At 73.9% G+C, this 26,388-nt stretch carries 24 protein-coding genes; 15 read left to right on the top strand and 9 right to left on the bottom strand.

What is annotated here, in order from left to right; translation table 11 throughout:
- Positions 1-6: 6 nt before the first annotated feature.
- The 3 genes from ACFY32_RS25325 (at position 7) to ACFY32_RS25315 (ending at position 3,065) form a co-directional block, all read left to right on the top strand.
- Positions 7-1,398, top strand: coding sequence for a wax ester/triacylglycerol synthase domain-containing protein (locus ACFY32_RS25325; RefSeq protein ID WP_390675342.1), 1,392 nt, complete (start codon positions 7-9; stop codon positions 1,396-1,398).
- A gap of 82 nt (positions 1,399-1,480) precedes the next feature.
- Complete coding sequence (locus ACFY32_RS25320; RefSeq protein WP_359198089.1) at positions 1,481-2,077, top strand: maleylpyruvate isomerase family mycothiol-dependent enzyme; 597 nt, start codon at positions 1,481-1,483, stop codon at positions 2,075-2,077.
- A gap of 82 nt (positions 2,078-2,159) precedes the next feature.
- Entirely contained in the window at positions 2,160-3,065 is a 906-nt protein-coding gene (locus ACFY32_RS25315) for an alpha/beta fold hydrolase (protein WP_390675341.1), read from the top strand.
- Positions 3,066-3,152: 87 nt separating this feature from the next.
- Here ACFY32_RS25315 and ACFY32_RS25310 read toward each other — a convergent pair whose 3' ends face one another.
- Positions 3,153-3,944 carry an MBL fold metallo-hydrolase gene (locus tag ACFY32_RS25310; RefSeq protein WP_390675340.1) on the bottom strand — a complete coding sequence of 264 codons (792 nt, stop codon included), beginning with the start codon at positions 3,942-3,944 and terminating at the stop codon, positions 3,153-3,155.
- An 84-nt stretch (positions 3,945-4,028) separates the two neighbouring features.
- On the opposite strand from ACFY32_RS25310, the gene ACFY32_RS25305 reads away from it, so the two are divergent.
- The 3 genes from ACFY32_RS25305 to ACFY32_RS25295 all read left to right on the top strand — a co-directional run bounded on the left by ACFY32_RS25305 (position 4,029) and on the right by ACFY32_RS25295 (position 7,580).
- Positions 4,029-4,646, top strand: a complete 618-nt coding sequence (locus ACFY32_RS25305) for an ABATE domain-containing protein (RefSeq protein ID WP_390675339.1) — start codon at positions 4,029-4,031, stop codon at positions 4,644-4,646.
- Between the two features lie 371 nt (positions 4,647-5,017).
- Positions 5,018-6,379, top strand: coding sequence for a PHB depolymerase family esterase (locus tag ACFY32_RS25300; RefSeq protein ID WP_390675338.1), 1,362 nt, complete (start codon positions 5,018-5,020; stop codon positions 6,377-6,379).
- A gap of 307 nt (positions 6,380-6,686) precedes the next feature.
- Positions 6,687-7,580 carry a hypothetical protein gene (locus tag ACFY32_RS25295; RefSeq protein WP_359198102.1) on the top strand — a complete coding sequence of 298 codons (894 nt, stop codon included), beginning with the start codon at positions 6,687-6,689 and terminating at the stop codon, positions 7,578-7,580.
- Between the two features lie 123 nt (positions 7,581-7,703).
- On the opposite strand, the gene ACFY32_RS25290 is transcribed toward ACFY32_RS25295, so the two are convergent.
- Together ACFY32_RS25290 and ACFY32_RS25285 are read right to left on the bottom strand one after the other, a co-directional pair.
- Positions 7,704-7,934 (bottom strand): NUDIX domain-containing protein, encoded by a 231-nt coding sequence (locus tag ACFY32_RS25290; RefSeq protein WP_390675337.1) that lies wholly within the window; start codon positions 7,932-7,934, stop codon positions 7,704-7,706.
- A gap of 90 nt (positions 7,935-8,024) precedes the next feature.
- Positions 8,025-8,879: a hypothetical protein gene (locus tag ACFY32_RS25285; protein ID WP_359198108.1), complete on the bottom strand. Its 855-nt coding sequence runs from the start codon at positions 8,877-8,879 to the stop codon at positions 8,025-8,027.
- A gap of 328 nt (positions 8,880-9,207) precedes the next feature.
- Here ACFY32_RS25285 and ACFY32_RS25280 point away from each other — a divergent pair, with 328 nt between their 5' ends.
- The 3 genes from ACFY32_RS25280 to ACFY32_RS25270 are packed head-to-tail and all read left to right on the top strand — an operon-like array spanning position 9,208 to position 11,923.
- Positions 9,208-9,882, top strand: coding sequence for a TetR/AcrR family transcriptional regulator (locus tag ACFY32_RS25280; protein ID WP_390675336.1), 675 nt, complete (start codon positions 9,208-9,210; stop codon positions 9,880-9,882).
- 39 nt (positions 9,883-9,921) lie between these two features.
- Positions 9,922-10,485, top strand: a complete 564-nt coding sequence (locus ACFY32_RS25275) for a ParH-like protein (protein ID WP_390675335.1) — start codon at positions 9,922-9,924, stop codon at positions 10,483-10,485.
- A gap of 1 nt (position 10,486) precedes the next feature.
- Positions 10,487-11,923 (top strand): MAB_1171c family putative transporter, encoded by a 1,437-nt coding sequence (locus ACFY32_RS25270; RefSeq protein WP_390675334.1) that lies wholly within the window; start codon positions 10,487-10,489, stop codon positions 11,921-11,923.
- Here ACFY32_RS25270 and ACFY32_RS25265 read toward each other — a convergent pair.
- Both ACFY32_RS25265 and ACFY32_RS25260 read right to left on the bottom strand, forming a co-directional pair.
- Positions 11,906-13,681, bottom strand: coding sequence for an ABC transporter ATP-binding protein (locus ACFY32_RS25265; RefSeq protein ID WP_359198120.1), 1,776 nt, complete (start codon positions 13,679-13,681; stop codon positions 11,906-11,908). The two genes, ACFY32_RS25270 and ACFY32_RS25265, sit on opposite strands and share 18 nt — an antisense overlap.
- A complete protein-coding gene (locus ACFY32_RS25260) occupies positions 13,638-16,163 on the bottom strand; it encodes a LuxR C-terminal-related transcriptional regulator (protein ID WP_390675333.1) in 2,526 nt (841 codons plus the stop codon). The genes ACFY32_RS25265 and ACFY32_RS25260 overlap by 44 nt, the downstream gene beginning before the upstream one ends.
- Positions 16,164-16,405: 242 nt before the next feature.
- On the opposite strand from ACFY32_RS25260, the gene ACFY32_RS25255 reads away from it, so the two are divergent.
- On the top strand, positions 16,406-16,843 hold the full coding sequence (locus ACFY32_RS25255; RefSeq protein ID WP_359198126.1) for a helix-turn-helix domain-containing protein: 438 nt from the start codon (positions 16,406-16,408) through the stop codon (positions 16,841-16,843).
- 85 nt (positions 16,844-16,928) lie between these two features.
- On the opposite strand, the gene ACFY32_RS25250 is transcribed toward ACFY32_RS25255, so the two are convergent.
- From ACFY32_RS25250 to ACFY32_RS25240, 3 genes are read right to left on the bottom strand one after another with little or no spacing between them, the layout of a single operon-like run.
- The gene (locus ACFY32_RS25250) at positions 16,929-17,084 is read right to left on the bottom strand and encodes a hypothetical protein (protein ID WP_359198129.1); all 156 of its coding nucleotides are present in this window, start codon (positions 17,082-17,084) and stop codon (positions 16,929-16,931) included.
- Between the two features lie 14 nt (positions 17,085-17,098).
- On the bottom strand, positions 17,099-17,266 hold the full coding sequence (locus ACFY32_RS25245) for a hypothetical protein (protein ID WP_359198132.1): 168 nt from the start codon (positions 17,264-17,266) through the stop codon (positions 17,099-17,101).
- A gap of 31 nt (positions 17,267-17,297) precedes the next feature.
- Positions 17,298-17,468: an LxmA leader domain family RiPP gene (locus tag ACFY32_RS25240; RefSeq protein WP_390675332.1), complete on the bottom strand. Its 171-nt coding sequence runs from the start codon at positions 17,466-17,468 to the stop codon at positions 17,298-17,300.
- A 221-nt stretch (positions 17,469-17,689) separates the two neighbouring features.
- Here ACFY32_RS25240 and lxmK point away from each other — a divergent pair, with 221 nt between their 5' ends.
- From lxmK to ACFY32_RS25220, 4 genes are all read left to right on the top strand, one after another.
- On the top strand, positions 17,690-18,916 hold the full coding sequence (lxmK, locus tag ACFY32_RS25235) for a class V lanthionine synthetase subunit LxmK (protein ID WP_359198138.1): 1,227 nt from the start codon (positions 17,690-17,692) through the stop codon (positions 18,914-18,916).
- Positions 18,916-19,923, top strand: a complete 1,008-nt coding sequence (locus ACFY32_RS25230; RefSeq protein WP_390675331.1) for a T3SS effector HopA1 family protein — start codon at positions 18,916-18,918, stop codon at positions 19,921-19,923. The genes lxmK and ACFY32_RS25230 overlap by 1 nt, the downstream gene beginning before the upstream one ends.
- Entirely contained in the window at positions 19,923-20,912 is a 990-nt protein-coding gene (locus ACFY32_RS25225; protein ID WP_390675330.1) for an LLM class flavin-dependent oxidoreductase, read from the top strand. Before ACFY32_RS25230 ends, ACFY32_RS25225 begins: the two co-directional genes overlap by 1 nt.
- Positions 20,913-21,134: 222 nt before the next feature.
- A complete protein-coding gene (locus ACFY32_RS25220; RefSeq protein ID WP_359198146.1) occupies positions 21,135-21,638 on the top strand; it encodes a GNAT family N-acetyltransferase in 504 nt (167 codons plus the stop codon).
- Between the two features lie 80 nt (positions 21,639-21,718).
- On the opposite strand, the gene ACFY32_RS25215 is transcribed toward ACFY32_RS25220, so the two are convergent.
- Positions 21,719-22,975: a hypothetical protein gene (locus ACFY32_RS25215; protein WP_359198149.1), complete on the bottom strand. Its 1,257-nt coding sequence runs from the start codon at positions 22,973-22,975 to the stop codon at positions 21,719-21,721.
- Between the two features lie 358 nt (positions 22,976-23,333).
- Between ACFY32_RS25215 and ACFY32_RS25210 the strand changes: the two genes are divergently transcribed.
- Positions 23,334-26,249 (top strand): hypothetical protein, encoded by a 2,916-nt coding sequence (locus tag ACFY32_RS25210; protein WP_390675329.1) that lies wholly within the window; start codon positions 23,334-23,336, stop codon positions 26,247-26,249.
- The last annotated feature ends 139 nt before the right edge of the window (positions 26,250-26,388 follow it).

Below are 26,388 nucleotides of genomic sequence, written 5' to 3'. Positions count from 1 at the left end.
ACGACCGTGCAAGAAGCACAGCCGATCGGCGGATGGTCCTCCCCGGGACCCATGAACGGCACGGACACCCTCTTCTGGCGCATGGGCACGACCCCGCTGACCCGGCCCCATGTCACCTGGGTGTGGTTCCTCGACACGATCCCGGACTGGACCGCGTTCCTCGACGGCTGCCGGTGGATCGTCGGGAGGCTGCCCCGGCTGACCCACCGGGTGGCCGAGACCACGCTGCGGGCCGGGACCCCGGCGTGGACGCCGGACCTCTCCTTCCGTGTCACCCGGCACGTCCACCGGATGCGGCTGCCCGACCCCGCGGGGCCGCGCGAACTGCTCGAACTGGTGGAGTGGCGCAACAGCACGGACTTCGACCCCCTGCACCCGCCGTGGGAGGCCACCCTGGTCGAGGGCTACGAGCGGGACCGGGCGGCGATCGTCCTCAAGTGGCACCACAGTGTCGGGGACGCGGTGACCATCGTCTCGGTCATGAACAGGCTCCTGTCCGAGGCCGCGGCAGGCCACCTGACCGGCGACGGCCTTCCCCGGCACCGGGCCGCCGCCCTTCCGGCTCCGGGCACCGGGCGCGGCTCGCCGGCCTCGGCCGGACACGGTGTCGCGAACGGCGCGAAGGCCACCCTGCGCGAGGCGGTGAAGCTGCTGACGACGCCCCGCGCCGGCGGTACACGGTTCCGTCTGGCCGCGAGTTCGGCCGCGCGACTCCTCGCCCCCGTCGTGCCCTCACCGCTGCTGCGGGAGCGCAGTGCCGACGTCCGCTGCGGCATGGCCACCGTGCCCCTGGCCGACCTGAAAGCGGCGGGCAAGGCCGCGGGAGTCTCCGTGACATCCGCCTACGTCGCCACCGTGCTGGCGGCGTTCCAGCGCTATCACGCCTACGGGGGAGTGACCCACACCAGCCTGCCGACGCTGGTGCCGGTGAACATCCGGCGTCCGGCCGAGACCGGACCCGGCAACATCATCGCCTCGGTGCGCATCGCCGGACCGATCGGTGACATGCCGGAGGCCGAACGCATGGCGGCCGTGCACACGGCGATCACCGAGGCCCGTGACACCCTGGTCAGGGAGCTGTACACCATCCTGGCCGACCTGAGTTCGTGGGTTCCCGGACCGGTCCACCGGTGGGTCGTCCCTCCCGCGCTGCGCAGCGCCGTGGACCTTGTGGTCACCAGCGTTCCGGGGTTCGCCGGGACCACGTTCGCGGCGGGGTGCCGGGTGACCGAGGCGGTGGCCTGGGCTCCCCGCGGCGGAGCGGCGGCCAACGTCTCGATGGCCTCCCACGACGGCACCTGCGGCATCGGGACCAACCTCGATCCCGCCGCGGTCACCGACCCCGAGCTGTTCCACCACTGCCTGGAACAGAGCCTCCGCGCGCTGGGCCGGCCCTGACCGGCGGCTCCCGCGCCCCGCCGACACCGGCCGCGCGGCCCAGTCGCCCCCACACCCGAAGCCGGAACAGAAGGCGGCACCGATGCCACTCCCTCTGGATCAGGAACTGCGCGCCGAACGGCGCCGATTGATCACCACACTGGACTCACTCTCCGACGAGGAGTTCACGTCCGGGACCACCCTCTGCGAGAAATGGACACCCCGGGACATCCTCGGACACCTTTTGGCGGTGGACGATCCGGCAAGGTCCTATCTTCCGTTCGGCCCGTTCCTGCACACGGCCAACCGGGCACAGATCACCCGCGCCCGGCGCCTGCCGCGCGAGACCCTGATGGACCGGGCCCGCGTCTGGGCGGAACAACCGTCCCTGACCAGCCGGCTGGGCGGGGTCGTCGCACTGGGCGACCTCGCGGTCCACCACCAGGACATCGTGCGCGGCCTCGGACTCGTCCGGGACCTGCCCGACGCCATCCCCACGTACATCCTCTGGGACGGAGCGCTGCTGAGCGCCCTCACCAACCTCCGGATACTGCGCTACCGGGTGGTGCCGACCGACGGGTACCCCCGGCTCGGCCGCCCCACGGTGACCGGCGGCGCCGAGATCCACGGCACCCGAGAGGCCCTGGGGCTGTGGCTGGCCGGACGAGACGCACTCACCGAGGAACTGGTCTTCACCTGAGAACTCCGGGGACACCCTGCCCCCTCCCGATGACATCACCACCCCGCATGTTCGTGCCCACCCATGGTCGAGGAGACAACGCGTGAGTGATCTCTGGACGAGGAAGCGACGAGTACTGGTACGAGGACTGTCCACCCTGTACTACGAAGCCGGAGAAGGACCGGCCGTCCTGCTGATACCCGGCATCGCCTCCGACGCCCGCAACTGGTTCCGGGTGATGGGCGAACTCGCCACGACGCACCGCGTGATCGCCCTGTCGCTGCCCGGACTCGGCGGCACCAGTCCCGGCGTGGACGTGCACCCGGTCACCATGGCGGCCTTCGTCGCCGACTTCCTGGACGTCCTGGAAGTACCGTCCGTCATCGCGGTGGGCCACTCCTTCGGCGGCGGCGTCGCCGCCGAACTGGCACTGGACCACCCCGACCGCGTCAGCCGACTGGTACTGGTCAACGCCTGCGGCCTCGGCCGGGCCGTGCACCCCATCGCGATCGCCCTGGCCCTGCTGCCCAAGCGCGGCGCCGACGCGCTCTCCGGCGTCGTCTCCTTCCCCGGCGGAGCCGGCGCGCTCGCCCTCTCCAGCAAGCTGCTCCTGCGGCAGCCCTGGCAGATCCCGCCGATGACGTGGAAGGCCCAGTACGTGCTGGCCCGGTCACGGCAGTCCCTGCGCACATCGCTGGAGGTGTTCCGGGCGTGCGGCGGTATCACCGGGCAGCGGGAGAGCATCCTCGTGATCGACCGGCTGCGCGAGATCACCGTGCCGTCCCTGGTGATCTGGGGCGGCACCGACCCCCTGTTCCCGGTCTGGCAAGGACGGGACGCCTCCCGCCGCCTGCCGAAAGGCCGCTTCACCGTGCTCCTCGGGGCCGGACACGTCTCCTACCTCGACAACCACGAGGAGTTCATGGACGCACTCGGCCCCTTCGTCCGCGACGACCTGCCCGGCGCACCGACGCCCGAGCCGGCGAACACGGGCCGGGACCAGCAGTGAGGGGTGCGCCTCCCTCGACCTCCCGGCATCGACCGGCGGCCGATCCCGGCGTCACGGAGGTTCCGGTTCCTCAGGGGCGGTCCGGGCTCAGGCGCGCTGCACCCAGTCCTGGTCCAGGCGGTCGGTCAGGCCCGCGGCGGCGAAGGCTGCCTCCAGCTCGTCGCGGCCCTCGGTGAAGTGGGCCCAGCCGTCGTGGTGGACCGGAACGACACGGCGGGCGTCGAGAATCCGGGTGGCCTCGGCCGCCTGGGCGCTGTCCAGGACGATCAGGTCGCCATCGAAGACCATGGGGAAACGGGGGGCGCCGGCGAACAGGAGGGCGGTGTCGACCGGGGCGAAGCGCTCGGCGATCTCCCTGACCGCGTCGAGCGAGGCGTTGTCGCCGCTGACGTAGACCGTCGGCAGTCCCTCGCCCGTCAGGACGAAACCGACCACCTGGCCGGCGAAGGGCTCGACCTGCTCACGCGCGCCGGGGCCGTGGATGGCAGGGACCCCGGTCACCGTGACGGTGCCGCCGCCCGGACGCTCCAGCTCGGTCGACTCCCAGTCGGCCAGGCCCTTGGCCTTCGCCCCGAGGCGCTCGCCGCCGCCGGGGGTGGTGAGGGTGAGGGGGACGTCGGCGAGCAGGGCGCGCCCGGAGGTGTCGAGGTTGTCGGCGTGCTCGTCGTGGGAGAGCAGGACCACGTCGATGGGGCCGAGGTGGGCGGGTGTGGTGGTGGAGGGGGCGGTCTTCACCAGGGTCGGGCCACCGGGCGCGGGGTAGTCGCCGGGGCCGTCGAAGGTCGGGTCGGTCAGAAAGCGCAGGCCGCCGTACTCGAACAAGGCGGTCGGACCGCCGAACGTGCGGACCGGGAACCGGCTGGCGTAGGGCTGCGACATCACGTCTCCGTTTCTCACGAAAAAAACCTGCGGTTAACGTGATGCCAGGCTAGGCGGCTGTCACGGAAAAACGCAAGCGTTATCATGAGATGTATGGACGACGCCCTGGCCACCGACGTGGCACCGACCGCTCTGCCTCCGGCGCCGGGTGCCGACCGGTACCGCTCCCTGGGCTTCGCCGACACCGCCGCCACCCTGCCCGCCGGCCAGAGCTACGACCTGCTCGCCGCCCCGGAATCCGCCATGCGCTGGCTCGCCGCCCACGACCTGACCACCCCGGACGTGCGGCTGTACGAGGTGTGCGCACAGCGGCTGCGCACGCTGCGCGGCCATATCCGCGCCTTGTTCGCCGCCCGCGTCGACGCCACCACCCCGCCCGAGGAGTCCCTGCGCGCGGTGAACGAGGCCCTCACGGCCGTGCCCACCGCCCCCCTCCTCGCCTGGGACGGGGCCCGGGGGCTGCGCCGCGTCCAGGCGCACCCCACCGACCAGGCCGTCAACCACGCCCTGGCGACCCTCGCCGCCGACGCCGCCGACCTGCTCACCGGTCCCGACGCCGACATCCTCGCCGCCTGCGGATCAGCGCCCTGCGATCGGTTCCTCCTGCGCACCCACGGCCGGCGCCACTGGTGCTCCACACGCTGCGGCGACCGTGCCCGCGCCGCCCGCGCCTACGCCCGGCGCAGCGGTGCCTTGGACTGACGCACCACCCCCAGGGCCCTCCTGGGGGCCGCCCGGCGGCCACGCGAAGCACCTTCGGAGAGGGTTCAGGAACCCGCGGGCGAAGACCGGCGCCTGGCCGGTGCACGAAGGCGACTTGTCCCGGGTCGGCAGACCACCCGGCTCCAAGACTCGCCCCCACCACCTAGCAGGTCGCCACGAGACGGTCCGACCACCGACGAGTGCGGCGCCCTCGTGCGTCGTACCGTGATCGGTCCCGTCCGCGCACCCCGCCATGCCCGTGCCGATGCCGGGCAGCGCGGTATGAACGTCTTGCGAGCGGCATCCGTGTGACGGTGTGGGAGCGCTTCCACGGCGGCCGTGCGCCTGCCGCCATGCCGGCGCTCCCAGCGATGACCCCAGTTGCGACAGGAAGGGACGACCCCGTGTCCGTCACCGCAGGCAACACCGCGAGGAGATCACTTCGTTCGACGCTCGTCGCGCTCTACGGAGCGCTGGTACCGCTGCTCGCCGCGCTGCTCCTCGCCGCGCCCCCGGCCGCCGCCCGCACCGACGCCGCCGACGTGCCGTACGCGACCCTCACCGAGGTCACGAACTTCGGCAGCAACCCCAGCAACCTCCAGATGTACCTGTACGTCCCCGAGAAGGTCGCCGCCAACCCGGCGGTCCTGGTCGCCGTGCACTACTGCACCGGCTCCGGGCCGGCGATGTACAACGGCACCGAGTACGCCTCGCTCGCCGACCGCTACGGCTTCATAGTCGTCTACCCGTCCGTCACCCGGTCCAGCAAGTGCTTCGACGTCTCCTCGCCGCAGGCCCTGCGGCGCGGCGGCGGCAGCGACCCGGTCGGCATCAAGTCGATGGTCGACTGGGTGCTCGGCACCTACCACGCCGACGCCAAGCGCGTCTTCGCCACCGGCATCTCCTCCGGCGCGATGATGACCAACGTGCTGCTGGGCGTCTACCCGGACGTCTTCGCCGCCGGCGCCGCCTTCGCCGGGGTCCCGTTCGGCTGCTTCGCCACCACCGACGGCTCCGAGTGGAACAGCGCCTGCGCCAACGGCACCGTGATCCGCACCCCGCAGCAGTGGGGCGATCTGGTCCGCAACGCCTACCCCGGCTACACCGGCCCCCGCCCCCGGATGCAGCTCTGGCACGGCACCCAGGACGACACGCTGCGCTACCCCAACTTCGGTGAGGAGATCAAGCAGTGGACGAACGTGCAGGGCGTCAGCCAGACCCCGGCGTCCACCGACAGTCCCGCCGCCAACTGGACCCGCACCCGCTACGGCGCCACCGGTGACCGCGCGCCCGTCGAGGCCATCAGCCTCCAGGGCGTCGGGCACAACGTGTACGCCTACGGCATGGGCGCCCGCGTGCTCACCTTCTTCGGCCTGGACGGCCAGACCCCCGGTCCGGGCCCCGACCCCCAGCCGTCCGGCTGCAAGGTGACCGCGAGCACCTCCGCCTGGAACACCGGCCTGACCGCCTCGGTGGCCATCACCAACACCGGAACCACCGCGATCAACGGCTGGAAACTCGCCTTCACGCTGCCGGGCGGCCAGAACATCACCAACGGCTGGGGCGCCACGTACGCCCCGTCCTCCGGGGCGGTGACGGCGACCAACGTGTCGTACAACGGCACGATCGCCCCGAACACCACCGTGACGATCGGCTATCAGGCGACGCACGGCGGCAACAGCGGGGCGCCGGGCGCCTTCACGCTCAACGGGAGCGCCTGCACGACCGCCTGAGCCAACAGACGGCCCCACGGCCCGGCCGGCCGAGTGATCCGTACGACCGGACCGACCCGGTCGGTGAGGGAACCGCGCGATGGCCGGAGGACGTTCCTCCGGCCACTCGCGTTCGCCGCCGCCTCCCACGGACGACCGGTGCGAGCGAGACCGGCGGCGTTCTCGCGGGCTCCGGCCCCGCGGAGCGGCCGAGGCGCGCAGTGCCCCGTACGCCCTTCTCGCGCATCGCCGCGGCGTGCGAGGATCGCGCGCCACTTCACGTCGGCCCGAGGGGTGGCGTCGACGCTGGTGGCCGTAAGCTGCGGCCATGGGGCGGGGCAGGACGGAAGATCCCAGGGGGCGTCGGCGGCTCACCTGGTCGAACGACGAGTGGAATCGGGCGGCTGCGCTGTGCGCGGGGCAACTGCCGCTGGTGTGGTTGGCGTGGTGGTTCGCCATCGAGGCAGGCCGTGACGACTACGACCGAGGTGGCGGTGCCTTTCTCGGCGTTTTCTGCGTGATGCTGGTCCTGCCGCTCCTCGGCCTCCTCCACGCGACCGTGCAGATCATGCCCGCCGCGACCCTGGCCCGCCTGCGGCCTCGTGCCGCCCGGGGCCCGGAGTGGGCCTGGCATCTGGGCGTATCCGCGCTGATCGGCGCGGGGTGGTCGGCGCTGGGGTACGCGTTGCGGGGTTGGCCGGTCGCCGACACCCTCCCGTGGTTCGCCGGCGTCGGCGCCCTGCCGGTGCTGGTCCTCGCCCGCCTACGCGGACGCCCGTGGGGATCGCGGGGTGTCTGGCTCCGTTCGGCGGGCGCGAGTTGCGTCCTCTTCGTCGTGGGCGGAGTGTCGGCGGCCTCGCTGGCCGGCCATTACCAACCACCTGAGCTGTCCGACGGGCAGCTCGTCGGGGACTGGCGCGGCGCCGACGGGGGTGTGCTGCGGCTGGCCCCGGACGGCCAGGCCGAGCTGATCCGCGTGCCGGCCCACAACGACGTCGACGAGGACGGCGACTTCTCCCTGTGCGACGGGACCGGCACGTGGACGCGCGACGGGGGGAGTGACTTCCGGGACACCGACCGCGACGGTGTCCTGGTACGCCTCGACGGCGAGTGCGGCCAGGAGACGTACTGGACGATCGGCGGCACCGAGGCGAAGCCGGAGCTGTTCGTGCTGTTCGGCGACCCGGACGCCGGGGAACTGCGCATCATGACCCGGCGGTGAACACGTGCCGCCCCCACCAGGCAGTGCTGTCCTGGGGGCCCCGGTCATCCGGTCGGACGGCGCAACGGCGTGAGGCGTGGGGAGAGTATGTCAAGTACGACAGATCGGCCGCCTTGGAGCAGCTCAGGGCGCGTCGAGTAGGCGAGCCCCGGCCAGCTCAAGGCCCGTCTCTTCCAGGAGTTCGCGAGCCAGTGCCTCGACAGGCTGCTCACCCGGATCGATGCCCCCGCCAGGCAAATGCCACAGGCCCGGCGTGAAAACGGGCGAAGCATCCGACAACCGGGCCAACAGCAGCCGATCATCCTCCATGGCGATTGCGTACGCCGAAATGCGGGTCCTTACCTGAGTGTTCACGGGCCCCGTCCCTCCCTGCGGCGAAGTCTGGCGGGACCCTGACGCTACCGGGCAGTGCCCTGCTCGCCGTCAGCCTCCGCAGGCCGGTGCTCAGCGGCCGCATCCGACGCGCTGCGTGGACAATGCCAGGTCGTCCAGGCGCAGGTCGTAGGAGTCCGGGGTGGGATTGCCTTGGTAGAGCTGCCAGCCGATGCGGACGGTGTCGAAGGCGGGGAGGACGAAGTCCACCGGATTGCCGCCGTGCCGGGTGGTGGTGACGGTCATGTCGGGCTGGGGCTCGCCGTCGATCCACACCGCCACGCGGTTGTCCGAGACGTCCGTCTCCCACTCCAGGCACGTCCACTTCCCCGGTTCGGCCGGGGCGGACTCGCGCCAGTCGGTCCAGTCGCCCGTGGGGCCGCCGTCGGAGCCGATGCCCCACAGGTGCGTCCCGTCGCCGACGGCCGGCACGTACTGGCCGCCGATCGGCCGGACCACGCTGCCGTCGCCCCGGCCGGTGGCTTCCACCAGGGTGAAATGCGCCCAGTCCGGAGCGGTGGGGAAGGCGTCGACCTTCACCCGCATCCGGCCGAAGAAGCTGTTGTCCGGGGCGGAGAACTCGTCGACCTCCAGGAACGCGTATCCGTTGCCCTCGGTGCGCACCCGGAGCACCTGACCCGCGCCGCGCTTCCCGCCGTGTCCGCGGCCCCGCTCGCGTTCGACGGACAGCGCGCCGTTCCGGGTGTCCACGCCCCAGTCCAGACTGGTGCCCGCGCCATGCGGCAGGTCCTCGAAGTCCTCGCAGAACAGTAACGCCGGGTCGGGGGCGCAGCCGCCGTCCGGGCGGCCGCCGTGGCGGTCGTGGGCCGGAGCGCCGCCGACGGCAGTCACCATGGTGACGCCGGCCAGAACGAGGGTGCCGAGCAGCCGGGGCAGCCGCCCGACGGAGGAGAGGGGAGAGCGCATGGGAAGTCCTCCAACGGATGAGGTCGCAGGGATGGCGCGGACCCTTATGGGAGCGCTCCCATAAGGGTCGCCCGGCACCCTACGGCAACCGGTGTCCCCGCACCAGACGGTGGCCGGCAGTGAGCCGGCATCTCCTGAGCGAGCCGAGCCGAGCCGAGCCGGTGGCGGTGCGGCCGCCGGAGACGGCCCACCGCTGAAGCGCCTCGGTGCCCGTAACCGTTCGATGCCGGGCGACTGGTGATCCTCCTCGATCGGAGGTGTTCCCCTTTTCACTGGATGGCTGTACAGTCAACCGACGTAAAGCAAGCGAGCGTTGAGGGCGGATGCGGTGGCGCCACGGTCGGCACGGGCCAACCAGGAGATGCGCGAGCAGTCCCGGGAGCGCATTCTCGTCGCGGCCCTGGAGGTGTTCGCCGAGAAGGGCTACCAGGGCGCCACTGTCTCGGAGATCACCACGAGGGCCGGAGTCTCGCGCGGTCTGCTGAACTACTACTTCCCGGGCAAGCACCAACTGGTCGACGAACTGCTCGCCCGGTACCTCGACGGCGTCGTCGAACTCGTCATGGTCGACGGCGGCCCGGACGAACGGCTGGCCGCGATCATCGACCGCGTCCTCCTGGCGGCCGTGACGACGGCCGGAGTACAGCGGATGACGCTCAGCCTGGTACTGGGTCCCGCGACGCACCCCCTGTTCGCGGCGGCGGAGGCGCGCAAAGAGGAACGCGTCGCGGCCCTGGAGGACGCGCTGCGCTCCCTGTTCGCGGAGCGCGGCGCCGCCGACCCCGCCCTGGAGGAAGTACTGCTGCGCAGTGTCCTGGAAGGCGTCATCTTCAAGATCGCCGTGTACGCCGGGCAGTACCCGGTCGAGCGGATACGCCGACGGCTGTACGCCCTGTACGGACTCGGCGAACCCGTCGGAAGCCTGACCGGCTCCGACCCGCCGCCGGTGGGACGGATGCGCGCCGCGTCCGCCACCGAGGCCGGCCCGGCCGACACGCCGTAGGCACCTCCCGACGACCGAAGCCCACCGGAAGGGACGCGCATGCCCTGGATACGCCGAGGAAGAGGAAGACGGGCCGCCGCCGAGGAGCGCCGGTTGTGGGAGCGCGCCCGGGGTCTGGCCGAGAGCTGCGACCTGCCCCGCCCCTTCGACGTCGAGGTGTTCCTCGCCGGGCTGGCCGAGCGCCGGGGGCGGCCGATCGTGGTGCTGCCCGTCGTCGCGGGCCTGGTGTCGCCGTGCGGGCTGGTGATCGGCACCGACCGAGCCGACTACATCCTCTGCACGGCCGACAGCACCGGCTTCCACCGGCGGCACATCCTCCTGCACGAGGCGGCCCACCTGATGTGCGGGCACGACCGGCAACTCCCCGCCCGGGGCGGTGACCGCGCTCTGCTGCCCGATCTGCCCGCTCAACTGGTGGGACGGGTGTGGGCACGGACCGGGTACGACGATCCGCAGGAGCGCGAGGCGGAGCTGCTGGCCTCCTTCCTCCATCACCGGGCGGGCCGTGAAGCGGCCCTCCTGGGCCGGGCCGGCGGGGGAGAGGACCGGGCCGGGGCACTCGTCGTCGCGCCGCCGCCCGTGCGGTCCGCCGCCGGGGCCTGAGATGAGCGGCTGGTTCGCGTACGGGCCCGTCGCCGTCGCCGTACTGCTGGGATGCTTCGAACTCAGGCCGGCCGGGCGGCGGCACGCGTCCGGGCCGGGCCGGCGGCTGGCGGCGTTCGCCGCGTTGCTCGGCGCGGCCCTGGCGGTCCTCGCGCCGTTCACGATCGCCTGCGTCGACCGGGTGCTGCCCGGCTGGTCGGCGGCGCTGCATCTGGCCGGGCGGGAACTGGAGATGGCGGCGCTGTCCCTGCTGCCGGGCGTCCCCGTACGGCTCGGGATGCGACCGGTCCGGGGGGCGCGCCGCTCGCTGCACCTCGCGCTGACGGCGGCGGCGATGTCGACCTGCCTGGTGCTCTTCTCCGCCGCGGGTGCCGAGGTCACCGGCGCGGCCGTCACCGCCGAAGGGCGGGGCTGGGTCGCGCTGGCGCTGTCCGGGACCGTGTTCACCGGCTACAGCCTCTGGTGCCTGATCTGCTTCGCGCTGCCCGTGCTCGCGCACGCCCGCGCACTGCCGCCGGGAGCGACGCGCCTGGGGTTCCGGCTGATCGGCGGGGCGGCGGGCGTGGGGCTGCTGTGGGGCCTGTGGGGCATCGCGGGTATCGCGAACATGGTGCGGGAGCAGCGGCAGGGCGCGGGTCAGGACCCCGTCGCCGTCCTCCTGGGCACCGGTTGCCTCGTACTGGCGGCGGCGGGGGCCAGCACGGTCTGGTGGACGAGTGCCGTCGCGAGCTGGGCGCGGCGCCTGCGCGCGGCACGTGAGCTGCGGACGCTGGCCGTACTGTGGTCGGCCCTCCACTCGGTGCTGCCGTCCACGGCTCTGCCGACGGCCGGGGCGGCGCGCGGCCGGGGGTGGCGCGGGACACGCGACGCGGAATTCGCCCTCTACCGGCGGATCGTGGAGATCCGGGACGGCTGTCTGGCGCTGAGCCGGTACGTGCCGGAACAGGCGGCCGAGTGGGCCGGTACCGGGCTGAAACGGTTCCCGCCGTACGGGGCCGACGTGGTCCGCGCCACCGGCAGTTGCCGGAAGCCGGGGCCCGGGGCAGGGGGCGGGGCGCGGTCCCGGTACGCGGTGCGGTCCGCGTACACGGGGGCGGCGGTCGCCGAGGCCGCCGTTCTCGCCGCCGCGATCGAGGCCGTACGGGCGGGCCACGCCCCGCGGTCGCCCGCCAGCGGGGCGGCGGCGACGGCACCCGGGGCCACGCCGCGGCACAGCCCCCCGGCCGGGCTCGGCTCACCAGGCATCCCGCCGGATGGAGCCGGGGACGGCGAGGGCCGGGGCGGCGACGTCTTCGCGGGGACGGTCGAGGCCGAGGCGGCGTGGTTGTGCCGGGTGGCCGAGGCGTTCGAGCATTCCAGGGCCGTCGAATATGTGCGCAGCCGGGCACATCAGGAGTTCGCCGCCCGGGACGCGCCCGTCTCAGGCGGACACCGCTGACCGCGGTGCGGCGTGCTGGCCCTCGACCAGCGCCCGGTAGCCGGGACAGCCGTCGAACAACTCGTCGTGGGTACCGGTGCCGAGTACGCGGCCCTCGTCCAGGTAGACGATGTGCGGCGCGTGCCGGACGGTGGACAGCCGGTGAGCCACCACGACGACGGCGCGTTCCCCGGCCATCCGGTCCACCACATCGCGCAGCAACTGCTCGTTTACGCCGTCGAGTTGGGACGTCGGCTCGTCGAGGAGGACCACGTCGGCGTCGGTGAGCAGCGCACGGGCGAGCGCGAGTCGCTGCCGCTGGCCCCCGGAGAGGTCCGTCGTGCCCCCGATGGCTGTGTCGGCACCCTGGGGCAGCGCGGCGACGGCCGAGGTGAGCCCGACCGCGTCCAGGGCCGCCCGCAGGGCCGCGTCGTCCAGCGGCTCGTCCCGGCCGAGGCCGAGGTTCTCCCGTACGGTCCCCTCCAGCAGGGTGAAGGACTGGTCGACGTACGCGACGCGGCGGCGCAGCGCGGCCAGCGGCCAGTCGGCCAGGTCGGTGCCGTGCAGGGCGACGGTGCCGGCCGAGGGCACCAGCAGCCGCTCCACGGTGGCCAGCAGGGTCGACTTGCCCGCACCGGACGGACCGACCAGGGCGGTGACACCGCGGGCCGGGACGGTGACGTCGACCCCGTGGAGGACGGGTTCGTCGTGGTGGCCGGCGGTCAGGCCGGCGAGCCGCAGGGCCGGTGCGCTCCGGTCGGGCGCAGGCTCCCGGGCCGGGCCGGGGTCTTCCCGCGCGAGGGCCAGTACGGCCTCGACCCGTCCGCGTGCGGCCATGCCCGCTTGGACCCGGCCCATGCCCGAGGCCAGCACGGTCAGCGGCGTGACGATCTGGAACAGGTACATCATGAACGCGGCGAAGTCCGCCGGGCCCAGGGCACCGGAGGCGAGACGGACACCGCTGCCGGCGAGGACGCCGACGATGGCGATCTGCTGGCCGATGCTCATCAGCGGCGTGATGAACGCCTGCGAACGGTCCGCCGCGACGGCCGCCCGCGCCGCCGCCTCGGCACCGTCGAGGACGCCGCGGGCGGTGTGTTCCTCCGCCCGCGTGGCCTTGATGACGGCGATGGACGACAGGGCCGCGGTGAACCTCTGGGCGACCTGTCCCAGGGCCTCCTGCTGGGCGGAGATCCCCCGGCGCACTCCTTTGACGAACACCGAGAGGGCACCGCCCGCCACCAGGAACGTTCCGGCGACGATCAGCAGCAGGACCCAGTCGAGGAATCCCATGCAGACCAGGGAGACGACGGCCACCAGCGCGGAGGCCGGCATCGAGGTGACGCCGACGTCGAACATCGAGCGCAACTGGGCGCAGTCGGTGGTCACCCGGGCGGTGAGATCGCCGGTGCCGGTGCGGCGTATGTCGGGCAGCCGCAACCGCAGGGCGTGCCGCACCAGGCGACGGCGGGTCTCCAGGACGGACCACTCGCCGATCCGCCCGAGCAGGAACGAGGCCCACGCACCGGCCAGCGCCCCGCCGACGGCGAGGACGAGCAGGAGTACCGACGCCGTCACCGGTGACCGGTCCGCGCCGATGTCGGTCACCAACTGACGGACGGTGAGGGGAACACACAGGGACGCGGTGACGGAGAGCGCGATCAGGGCGAACGCCGCGGCGGCCGGCGCCCGGTGCCGCCGCAGTTGTGCGGTCAGCAGGCTGCTGAGCGGCACGTCAGGCGGTGCGGCCGACGGAAGCGGCGGGGAGGTGCGCGACACGATGGTCCTCCAGGGCGGGGCGGTGGACGGGAAGGAGTGAGGCGCCGGTCTCGTCGGCGGCCGGGGACGGCGCCGGGACCGTGAGCGCGGGACCGGGCGGGGCGACGGGCGCGGTGGACCGCTGAGCCGGTGGTACGGCCGGGGGACCGGCGGTGTTGCGCAGTATCCAGCCGGCGATGGCGACGCGTGAGGTGCAGTCGAGGCGGCGCATGGTCTCCCTGATGTGGTTGACCACGGTCCACTCCGAGATCTGGAGCTGCCGGGCGATCTGCTTGTTGCTCAGCCCGGCGGCCACCAGTTGGGACACCTGAGTCTGGCGCGGGGTGAGCCGGCCGTCGGCCGCACCGGTCCGGCCCGGCGGCCCCGGGACCGGTCCGGCGGACGGGACCGGGTGGGGCACCGGCCGGTCGGGCACCGGACCTGGCGATGCGAGCCGTACGCCGAAGGAGGCGATCAGGTCGGCCGTCGGTGTCCGGGCCCCCTCACGCAGCGCGGCGAGGTGACGCCGTTCGCCCAGCAGCCGGCGCGTCGGCTCCTCCGAGCGGGCCAGCGTGAAATCCGGGGCCGGATCGCCGTCACCCGCCAGGGCGCGGGCGCTGTGCAGACTGCCGATGATCCGGGCGGTGTCCACGGCACGGTCGGCGGTGTCCGGCAGCAACGGACTGCGCACGAGGGCGAGATGCGCGCCGAGCACGGCGGCCCAGCCGAGGGGGCGCAGCGTGGCGACGGCACGGCGGTGGTACTCGGCCGCCGTCCGCTGCCCGGCCGCCGCGCAGAACGCGCTCAGGTGCAGCAGGGCGGCGCCGGCGATCAGCGGGTCGTGCCGCCGCTGGGCGTCGGACAGGGCGGTCCGGGCCGTGGCGATGGCCGCGGCGGTGTCCGAGTGAAGGAGTTCGCCGAGGGCCGCCTCCAGCTCGACCCGCCCGGCCAGATGGCCCTCGCCCAGCGAACGGTGGGTGAGAGCGGCCCGCCTGAGCAGGACCGGAGCGTCGGACGGCCGCAGGGGCAGCGCCGCGAACGCCTGGGCGCGCAGATACGCGGCGGTGGTGCCGTCCGGCAGGGCGTCCGGCCGGTGCGCGGGGCCCGCCTCGGCCAGGAACGCCGGCCCAGCCTCCGGGTGGCCCGTACGGATCGCCGCGTCGGCCTGCAACAGGGCCGCGCGTCCGCGCAGGGCGGGCGGTACCGCCTCCGGGCGGGACAGCAGGCGCAGGTGGTCCGGCCAGTCGGCGGGCGCGCCCACCGCGTCCCAGTACACGGTCAGGTCCGTGGCCAGGGCCAGGGCCTCTTCCGTCAGTTCGCGGCTGAGCAGTTCACCGAGGGCCGTTCGCAGGTTGGCCTCCTCGGCCCGCAGGGCCGTGAGACCGACGTGCTGGTCACCCAGGACCAGTTGACGGGTCGCGGCACGGGCGAACCGTGCGTAGTACCGGGCGTGCCGCAGCCACGCGCTGTCGGGGAGGGCGCCGGACGCGCCGGGCACGGTGGCCGGCGGCAGGTGCAGCCGAGCGTGTCCGAACCCGTCGAGGGACCCGGACGGACGCGTGGATGTCGTGAGCAGTCCCTGGCCCAGCAGCCGTTCGATCTCCTCGGTGAGCCGGGGGCCGGGCCACCGGGTGACCTCACGCAGCGCTTCGGGGCCGAACCCGTCGGCGAACAGGGCACAGAACGCCAGGAGCCGGGAGGCCGTGGCCGGCGCGTCGGCACCGGTGGTGCGGCCGGTCGACTCCGGCGCGTCGGTGCGATCCGCGCACCCCGGCGTGCTTTCGGGAGCCGGTGTGCCCGGGGCGGCGTACTGCCTCAGTAACCCGGTCAGCCGGCCGCCGGGTGGTTGCCCGAGCGCGCCGCGGACGGCCTCGGGCCCCTCCAGGGCGGCCACGCGTGCGGCGCGCACCAGGGCGCCGGGCCTCCCGTGCAGGGCGGCGCAGGTCCACGCGATGGCGTAGTGATTGTCGTGCCCCATCGCGAAGGCGGGGTTCAGCGCGCTGATGGCGGCGACGTAGAGGGCGACGGACGGAACCCGGAGTGAGGCGTCGAGGTCCAGGGCGGTGCAGTCCTGCGGCACCGCCAGGCCGGACAGGGGCAGTTCGGGCACGTCGGGCAGGGCGAGCGGGCGGCGGGCCGTCGCCAGCACCGCGTGGTCCGCGGCGGACGCCTCGGCGAGCAGTCCGGACCGCTCCTCCCGCGGCAGCCGGTCCAGGCCGTCGAGGACGAGCAGCGGCCGGGGACCGGCGGCGCTCCCGGCCGCGCCGCAGGCTGACGGCGGGAGTCCCGGCGCGGCGAGGACGGCCGCGCGGGCCTGCGCGACGGAGACGACGTCGACGTGGACGTGGCGGGTCCCGGTCTGCCGGGAGCGGCGGGCGGCGACCGCCGCGGCGAGGTGGGACTTGCCCGCGCCGGGCGCTCCGCGCAGTACCACGGCCGGCGGGGCGGACCCGGCGCCGGCCAGCAGATCGAGCAGCAAGGCGGTCTCCCGTTCCCGGCCCACGGTGGCACCGTGGGGCGTTGGGGACGTCTGGGGAATGGGGCGGGGCCGTGGCGGGATCATCAGTGGATGCTCCGGAGTGGGATACCGAACGGCGACCGGATAGTCTGGGATGAACAGCAGAGTTGAAGTCATCCATTTCAGCTCGGCTCCCATGCTGGCCGCACCGGGATCACCTGTCAACCAGAATGAATGATCAGTCGAAGATCATTCATGTCCGCTGATTTACCGAAGGGGAGTGGAGCGTGGCCGAGACCGAGCCCGTGGCGTCGAAGCTCGCCGAGAAGATCGAGGCGCTGTTCCGCGTCGTCCGCCGCCCCGATCACCAGCCCTACTCCAACGAGGACGTCGCCGCCGCCTGCCGGCAGGCCACCGGCGAGTCCTTCTCGGCGACCTACCTGTGGCAGTTGCGCACCGGGCGCCGCGACAACCCGACCAAGCGTCACCTGGAAGCCCTCGCCCAGTTCTTCGACGTTCCGCCCGCGTACTTCTTCGACGACGCGGAGGGCGAACGCATCGCCTCCCAGCTCGAACTGCTCGGCGCGCTGCGCGACGCCAACGTGCGCAGCGTCGCCCTGCGCGCGGTCGGTCTGTCACCGCAGGCGCTGGACACCGTCAGCGACCTCATCGACGTCATCGCCCGCCGCGAGCAGGAGAGCCGCAAGGCCGACGGAACGGCCTGACGCCGGCCGCGGGCACGGCTCGGCCCCGCGGCAGGAATCGCCCGCGGGGCCGGTGGTGCGCCGACGGCTTCTCAGAGGCCCGTCGTCAGAGCAGGATCTCGGTCAGGTGCGTGAGGATGAACGTCAGCGGCAGGTCCGGGTGCGCGTCAACGGCGACGGCGGCCGACGTGCCCAGGTCACGTACCGCCTCGGCGGTGCTGGTGTAGGCGGCGTAGCCGCCCATCAGGTCGACGGTGTCCATGGTCGTCCGCTGCCTCAGGCCGTGAGGATGCTGATGGTGACGCCGCTGATGAACGACAGCGACAGGCACAGCAGCGAGCTCTGGGCATCGTCCTTCTCGACGCCGGTGGCGGCCAGTTCGCGGACCGCGTCGTTGGGCGTGGTGTAGGCGGCGTAGCCGCCCATCAGGCCGGTGTTCTCCATCGTATGACTCCGTATCTCCAGCGGAAGGAACCTAGCCCCACAGGGTCGTGGTGATGGACAGGAGCAGCGAGGCGGCCGAGATCGCGGTGACGATCGACGCGGCGGGGGTGATCTCCGGTTCGGTGTTCGCGCAGGCCATCTCCTCCACGGCGGCGTTGGGGCTCGTGTAGGCGGCGTAACCGCCCATCAGATGGGTTTCCATGACTGCTCCTCGAAGAAGGGACGAAGGTCCGGAACGCTGCGGGGGCCCGGTTTCCGCAGCCCCGTGCCCTCGGATCACACCGCATCCGGGACCGCGCCGGACAGAGCAGGAATCTGGCCCCCCGCCCGACTCCCAGGTTTCTGCCATACGTCCGGCAGGGTCCTGTCCCGCAGACATCTGCCTCTGCCCACCCCGGCGCCCCGCTTCCTAACGTGCCGGTCATGGCAGCAGCGACGATCACCCCCGCCCCCGGGCCCCAGGCGCCCGACCGGCCCACCGAGCCCGCCGCCGCGGGCCGGCACCGGCTCGCACCCACCCCCCTCGACGAGGTCCCGCAGATCCGCGCGGCCATGGAGCGGCTCGGCCTCCCACCGTTCGTCACCGGTGACCTGACCGCCCGCTCGGGTCGCAACGACAACTGGGCGGGCCGCGTCGAGGACGGCCGCCATCTCTTCATGAAACGGCTCGACCCCGCCGCACCGGGAGCGCGGGACCGCTTCGAGCGCGTCCTCGCCTTCGAACGGGTCCGGGAACGCGCCGGGTTCCGAACGGACCGGAGTACGAACCGGAACGCGCATCGGAACACGTGTCGGAACGCGGACCGGAGCCCGAGCTGGAGCGTCCCCGCCTTCCTGGGCGGCGACCCCGACACCCTGGTCCTCGTCTTCGCCTGCCTGGACGGTGCGGTCAGCGGCACGGCCCTCGCCGACGACGGCCGCTTCGACACCGCGCTGTCCCGCCGCGCCGGCCAGGCCCTCGGCGAACTGCACGAGCTGCCCCCCGACGGCGTACCGCGGGACGACACGGCCGGTACGCGGGTCGCCGCGACCCGCCTGGCGTCCCTTCCGCTGGACGCCTACACCGCCGCCAGCGCGGCCGAACTGGACGCCTGGGCCCTGCTGCAGCACGACCGCAAGGTCCGGGAGGCACTGCGGCGTCTGGCGGAGCGGTCCGCCGAGGCACCCGCCACGCCGGTGCACGGCGACATCCGGCTCGACCAGTTCCTGCTGCACGAGGGCGAGCTGTACCTCACCGACTGGGAGGAGTTCCGCCTCGCCGACCCCGCCCGGGACGCCGGCGGATTCGTCGGGCAGTGGCTGCACCGCGCGGCCACCCGCATGTTCACCGAGCTGGACGCCGACAGCGCCGCCGCCCCCGCCGACACACACCGCTCACTCGTCGCCAACGGCGAACGCCAACTGGACGCCGTGAAACCGCACATCGCCTCCTTCTGGGCCGGCTACCGGGCCGCCCGGCCGCACCCGGACAGCGGATTCGCCGCACGCGTCACGGCGTACGCCGGCTGGCACCTGTTCGACCGGATGCTGGCCGCCGCCCCCTTCACGCACCGGGTCGGCGCCGTACAACGGGGCATCGCCGGCGTGGGCCGCAACGCCCTCCTCGACCCCGTCCGGTCCGCCGCGGCCATCGGGCTGGTGGAGGACTGATGCCCACGACCGCCGCGGCCCCGCCGCTCTCCCCGGCCCTCCGGCAGGCCCTGGCCGGCCTCGAACTCCACAACGACGGGACCGGCACCCCGGCCGTCACCGTCTCGGGCCGCCGGGTGACGGCCGCCACCCCCCGCGAGCTGCGGAACGCGCTCGGCAACGCCCTGTACCAGCAGTGGCACGCCGGGATCTCCGGCGCCGATGACGGTCCCGCGAGAGGACCACGCCGCGACCCCGCCCTGGAGGAGCGGCTGGCCGCCCAGGTGCCGCACAGCACGACGGACGCCGACGCCGTCCTGCGCCGGCCGGCGACGGACGACGCCCCCGCGGTCGTGGAGCTGGGACGCGTCCTGGTGTCCGTACCCGCCGACACCCTGCACAGCGCACCCGGAACGGGTCCCGGGGACCGGGTGCGGGTGACCCACCCGGCCGTCCGCCCCGCGCTCTCACCCGGATTCCTGCTCGTGGACGCCCCGCAGGGCTTCGCCCGGCACGTCGGGCGGCAAGAGGTCCTGCGCCTGTACGTACACGTCGGCGAGGCCGCCGCGGCCCCCGCCGTATGGGGCGCCCTGCTGCGCGAACTCGCCGTCCTGGCCGTCCCGTACCGGGCGAAGGTGCTCTCCCGGGCCTGGTCCTACCCCCGCCGGGACGCCGTCGTCGTCTACCTCTGCGCCGAACACGCCGCCGTCGCCGCCCGCCTGGCCGCCGTCCTGGAGCACACCACCGGCGTCGCGGACGACGTCTCGGTCTTCGCCCACCGACTCGCCCCCGGCATCGCCGCGGCCTGGGACCCCCGCGACCCCCGCCCCGCGGGCACGGAAAGCAGCTTCGGACAGCACCGGGCCGCCGCCGTCGCGGACGGAGTGGTCCGGCACCTCACCGGGCCGGCCGCCGGCACCCTCGCGGACCAGGTGGCCGCCGCGCTGCGAGATGCCTCCGCACTGCCCGCCGAACCCGCCCGCAACACCACCTCACCCGCCTTCGCCCCGCCGGCCAGGGAGGTCTGATGCGTCCGGAACGCCGCCTGTCGGTCCTCTTCCCCCACATGGTCCGCGAACCCGGCGAACTCCTCCAGGTCGCCGGCCTGGTCCGCGACTCGGGCGCCGACCGGCTGTGGATGGGGCAGTCCCTCACCGTCGAGACCCACCAGGCCCTCGCCTACCTCGCCGGAGCGGGTCACCGCATCCCCGTCGGACTGTCCGTCGCCCTCATGGCACTGCGCCACCCTTACGACGCCGCGGCCCAGGCCCGGTCCCTGGCCGTCCTCACCGGCCACCCGCCCGTCGTCGCCTACGGCGCCGGCGAGCCCGAGTTCGCGACCGCGCTGAACGGCGCTCCCTACTCCCGGCCCGCTTCCGCCGTAGCCGAGTACATCCGTGTCATGGGACGGCTGCTGGAGGAGGACCGCGTGGACCACCGGGGGGCCCTGTTCCACGTCGGCCGGATGGGCCTGCCCCGGCTGGCCGCATGCGGCCCCGTCCCCTCCCCGGTCGCGGAGATCGGCGCCGGCGTGCTGCGCCCGGGTATGGCCCGCGCGGCGGGCGCCTCGGCCGACGTCGCGGTCACCTGGCTGACCCCGCCCCGCTACGTACGCGACACCCTGCTGCCCGCGCTGTCGGCCGGCGCCGCGTCGGCGGGGCGGCCCCGGCCCCGGGTCGCGACGGTGGTGCACGCCGCCCTGGACCGCGACGGCCGCAGCGCCCTGCTGCTGGCCCAGCTCGGGGCCGGGGGGCACCTCCGGGTCCACCACTACAGCGACATGCTGCGCCGCGCCGGTTTGGACGTGCACCCGTCCGACCCGGTGGGGTCGGCCCGCGAACTGGTGGAGGAGGGCGTCTTCCTCTACGGCAAACCCGGCGACGTGGCCGCCGGCATCCGCGCCCACTACGAGGCCGGCATCGACGAGGTGGTCCTCAACCCGTTCGCCGTCGCCCACGTCCACGGCATGGACGCCGCGCTCGGCGACGTACGGGAGATCCTGGCGGAGTTCACCTGACCGCCGACCCGGCAGCCCCCCGCTGGTCACGGGCCACCGGCGGCATCGAGGTCGGTGGGTTCCCGACGGTGCGTCACCCGGGTCGCCGGACCGCTCGGAAACCGTTGGACACCCGTCCGGCCGATCGGCGAGCATCCGCGGGTGACAGATGAAACCGAGCACCGGAACCCGCTCCCACGGAGCCCGAGACGCGTCCGTTTTGTCGAGCTGTCCGGCGGGACGATGTCCGCCTTGCTCAGGGAAGACCTGTCCGGTGCCGGCAAGATGGCCGGGGTCGCGCTGACCGAATACTTCGTGACCGACAGAGCACGGTGGCTGTGGCGGTTCCGGCTCGACCAGATGGCCGCCGATCCCGCCCGTGCGCGGTGGATGGTGCGGCAAGCGGTCGTCGGCGAGAAGGGTCTCGTCGTCGGACATGCCGGGTTCCACGGACCGCCCGACGAGGCCGGTACGGTCGAGATCGGCTACTCGGTCGCTCCCGACTTCCGTCGCCGGGGTTATGCCCGGTCCGCGCTGACCGAGTTGTTCCGCCGGGCGGCAGCGGAACCCTCGGTCACGACCGTACGGGCGGCGATCAGCCCCGGCAACGCGGCATCCCTGGCCACGATCTCGGGCTTCGGTTTCGTCGAGGTCGGTGAGCAGTGGGATGAGGAGGACGGCCTCGAACTCGTCTTCGAGGCCCCTGCCCGCCGGGTTCCGCCCGCTCGGTGGGAAGGTCCGCGGTAGAACGCGGAGCAGTGAGCCTGGCATCCGGCGCAGACCACCGGCCTCCCGGCCGGTGGTGGCCGTCGGTGCCCTTCCGCTGCTCACCAGTTCTTGTACCGCGTCTCGCCGAGGCCGCAGAAGGTGCAGCCGGTGCGCAGGAAGTCCTGCGTCCGGCGGAACTCCTCGTCGGCCAGGTGCCACCGCAGCCAGGCGGTGATGATGTGCTGCGCGTTGCGGGTGGCGGCGATGTGGTCGGTGCCGTCCAGGATGTTGAACCACACCGGTACGTCGGTGTTGGCGTAGTCACGCTCCACGTTGGGGGTCGCGAAGTCGTCGTCGCCGCCGATGTAGAGGGCGGGGTTGCGCAGGTTCTCCGGCCCGTTGCCGTCGAAGGAGCCGCCGGCCACGTGGACCGTGGTCTCCAGCCGTGGCTCGTCCGCCACGTCGAAGGTGCCGATCGAGCCGCGGGAGTGGCCGCCGAAGGCCACCTCGGAGATGTCGATGTCCTGGTACAGCGGGCTGCTCGGGCTGGCGTTCTGGCTCTCGATCCAGTCCAGGGCGTCGACCATGTAGTCGCCGCTGCTGGAGGAGACCTCGCTGTAGACGACGAACCCGTGCGAGGCCCACTGACGCAGCATGTCCTCGTAGGCGGCCGGGTCGGAACCCGCGCCCGGACCCCAGACGAGGACCGGGTGGTTCACGCCGTTCTGGCCCGCGTTCGCCGGGTACACCAGCCACCCGTCGTCGCCGGGACCGGCGGACGTGTCGATGGTCACCGCGTACGGCCCCGGCGCGGTCACGTCGGCCACCGGGGGCAGCGTTCCGCCCGGCGGATCGGTCGGTCCGCCGCCCCCGCCGCCCGCCGCCCCGACGAGTACGTCGTCGACGGTCAGCGTCTCCAGCGCGCTGCTGGCGTCCAGCGAGAAGCGCAGCCGCACGGTGCGGCCGTCGACGGACGAGGGCAGTTGGAACGACGCCGGGCCGGAGGCGGTGCGCGAGGATTCGAGCGTGGTGAACGCGCCGCCGTCGACGGAGTAGGCGACCGAGAACGCCTCACCGAGATCGAGCCCGGCGGCCGTTCGGACGTACGAGACCGAGATACCGGTGTAGCCGGTCAAGGCGATGGGCGCGGAGGTCAGGGACGGGTCGGTGAGCAGTGAGCCGCTCAACCGCGCCGCCCCCGTGGCGGCGCTGACGGACCCGCTGGAGGTGAACGTCCCGAGTCCGGCGGAGAAGTCCTCGCTGTACACCTGGGTGGCAGCGGATGCGGGGCCTGGGAGCGCGCCGGTGACGCCGAGGGCGATGAGGCCGACGGTGGCCGCGCCGAGGAGGCGCAGCCGACTGAGCGAAACTGGCATGACTGATCCCTTCTGGCCGCGCCGGCCGCCCGCAACGGTGGCGGCGCGTCGTCGTGTGGGGCGTACGGGTCCGTCTCGCGCAACCGGCGCCGGAGATCGTGCGAGTGGCGCATCATGCCGATTCAAGCGGTGCTCGGGGCAGGCGCGTATCGGTGAAATCACCGGTGCCGTGCCGTGCCGTGCCGACCGACGCTCTCCCCTCGCCCCCATGGATCATGATCACCTCACTGAGCGAGGTCAATGCCCCGGCATCCGTCACCCGAAGTGACGGACCCGCGGTGTTTCCGGGCCTCGGCGGTGCCGGGGTGTGCCAGCGTGGTGGGTCCGGTGACCGGCTGACGGGGGTGGTGGGGCCGTGGTGAGGGGGGCGTCCTTCCGGCGGGCGCGTACGGTGCGGCGGGCCGGGCTGGCGGTGGCGTGCGGGGCGCTGGTGGTGCTGGCCGTCGTCCTGGTGCGCGGCGGCGGTGACGCGGACGCCGTGTCGATGTGGGTGTCGGTGATCTCCGCCGTCCTCGCGGTGTGCACCTTCGTACTGGACCTGGTGCGCGGCGCGGACGCCGAGGAGGCGCATCCGGCCGATCCGCCGACGGCCGGGCGGCGGCGGGCCGCCGACGCGCTCGCCGAGGCGGTGCGCACGCAGTGGACGGCCGAGGCGCGCAGGCTCCGGTTGCCCGGCCCGGCGACCCTCGACGTCCCGTGGTCGCCGGTCGGCCCGCCGCTCGCCGACCCGGCGGTGGCCACCGGTCCGGTGCCCGCGCCCCGGGAGAGGGACGGGCGACCGGACGGGCTCGTGGACGCGTTCCGGGCGGCGCCGTCCGGGCAACTGGTCGTGCTGGGCGAGCCGGGCGCGGGCAAGTCCGTCGTGGCCGTGCGGTTCGTGCTCGGGGTGCTGGGGGAGCGGCGGGAGGGCGAGCCGGTACCGGTGCTCTTCCCGCTGGCGGGCTGGGACCCGTCCGCGTCCTCGCTGCGCAACTGGCTGGCGGACCGGCTGGCCGCCGACTACGGCTCACTGGCCGCCCCGACGGGCGACGGCCGTACGCTCGCGCGGGAGCTGCTGGACGCCGGTCTGGTCCTGCCCGTGCTCGACGGATTCGACGAGATCCCGCCGGCCGCGCACCCCGCCGCACTGCGCTCCCTCGCCGACGAACTCGACTCCGGCCTGCTCACCTGCCGCACCGCCGACTGGGCGGACGCGGTCCGGCGGGGCGGTGTGCTGCCCGGCGCCCGAGCGGTACGGCTGCGGGCGCTGGACCTCGCCGTCGCAACCGCCTACCTGACGCGCACCACGGGGCGCGCCGCCGCGTGGGCACCGGTCCTGGACGCGCCTCCGGCCCAACTGGCGCGGGCCCTGCGCTCGCCGCTGGCGGTGACCCTGGCGCGCACGGTGTACGAGGACCCCGCCCGCGACCCGGCCGAGCTGGCCGACCCCGGCCGATTCCCCACGGCGGAGCGGATCGAGGAACACCTGCTGGACGCGTTCGTGCCGACGGCGTTCGCGGGGCCGGGGACGGCCTGGCATCCGCGGGCGGCCCACCGCTGGCTGGGCCGTCTCGCCCGCGACGCGACCGACTCCACCGGCGGCCTGGCCTGGTGGGAGCTGGCCACCGCGATGCCCCGGCCGCTGCGCGTCCTGGGTCCCGCCCTGTGCGCGATGCTCGCCACGGCCGCGCTCCTGGTGCCCATCGCCAAGTTCGGCGGCGGAGTCGTCGCCGACTGGGACACCCCCGGGTCGGCGGTCCTGAACTTCGCGGGCATCCTGACCGGCCTGTGCGCCGGACTCGCCCTGCTGCTGCCGCCCACGCCGCAGACACCGCAGGGGCGGCGGTGGCTCGCCCGCACGGCCCTGCGGACGACGGCCGCGGCGGCGGTGGTCGGCGCGGGGCTCGGACTGCTGGTGCCCCCGCTCGTCAGCTCCCGGCTCGGCGCCGTCCTCACCCCGCGGCCCGCCTGGTACCTCAACGGCTGCTGCTTCGGCCTGATCCTGTCCATGATGTCCGCCGTCGCGGGCCTGTCCCACCGCCCCGGCCCGCTCGGCCTGCCGTGGACGGGCAGCCCCGGCGGCCCCCGGACGGTCCGCGCGCTGGGCGCGCTGGTCGTCTTCGCCGGCCTGGCCGTCTACGGCTACACCGGCGAGCAGGTGACGGCGGCGACCTGCGTCGTGGCCGGCCTGGTCCTGGTCCTGGCGGGCCTGGGCCGCACCGACCGCCCGGCCGGGCACTACGTCGCGCCGGCCACGGCCCTGCGCGGCTTCGCCCGGGGACTGCTGCGGGGCCTGGCCGCCTGCACGCTCATCGGCGTGTGCGCCGGGGCCGTCGTCGGGGTGATCGGCGGCTCCTTCGCCGCCGTACGGGTCCACGCGGCCCCCGACTGGAAGCCCGGCAAGGAGATCGGGGGCTGGAAGCTGGCGCGGACGGCCGACGGCGAGCGTGCCGTCCGCTCGACGGCCGCGCGGGACGTCCTGCTCGTCGAACGGGCGGCGCTGGACAAGCCGTTCGCCGTGGCGCGGGGCGCGCGGATCTCCCGCGACGAGGAGACGGGCGCGTACCGGGGCCGGGTGACGATCCGGCACTCTGCCGACGCGGGCTGGGTGACCGACTGGCCGGGCACCCCGACGGCCTGGCGCGGCCGGCCGGTGGACGCCCACAACCTGGTGCTGGCGCTGCCCGAACCGGTCCGCCTGTGGCTCGTACGCCGGGACGCCCCGGCCGTCGTCCTGGACGCGGTCGGCCCGCTGGTGGCGTTCGGGATGATCGTCGGCCTGATCGGCGGCTGCGCGTCCGGCGTCTACCGGGCCCTGAACACCCCCTCGGACACCATCCGCGCCGTCGGCCCGCGCAGCACCCTGCGCACCGACCGCACCGCCACCCTCGTCCGGAGCGCCGTCGCGGCACTGCTGGCGGGCGCGGTCTGCCTGCTGCTGATCGCCGTGACCGGCCGGGGCAGCACCCTCGGCACCATGCACACCGAACTGTGGGTGCCGGTCGGCACGTCCACGCTCGCGCTCAGCGCGTGGGGCCGCACGGCCACCGCCCGCGTCTGGCTGGCGTGGACGGGCCGGGCCCCCTGGCGGCTGATGACGTTCCTCACCGACGCCCACCGCCGCGGCGTGCTGCGGCAGTCGGGTGCCCGGTACGAGTTCCGCCACCAGCGCCTCCAGCGACGGCTGGCGGCGACCGCGCCGACGGCAGCGGGTCGGGGCCGGTGCCCGCCGGAGACGGACCGGCAGGGCGGCCTGCGGACCGAGGGCGAGGGCAGCCCGGTGCGAGCGCACTGATCATTCGGGAGGCCCGGGGCGTCACGGTCTCCATGGCCGGGGCGTCCCGGTCTTCGTGGCCGCGTCGGCGGTATCACCGTTCGACACGGTTGCGCAGGGCGAGAACGGACCCCGGAACGACCGCCCGGCCTGCCACCCT

Origin of the sequence: Streptomyces sp. NPDC000134 (assembly GCF_042899225.1) — a bacterium.
GTDB lineage: Bacteria > Actinomycetota > Actinomycetes > Streptomycetales > Streptomycetaceae > Streptomyces.
This window is presented reverse-complemented; position numbering and strand designations above follow the sequence as displayed.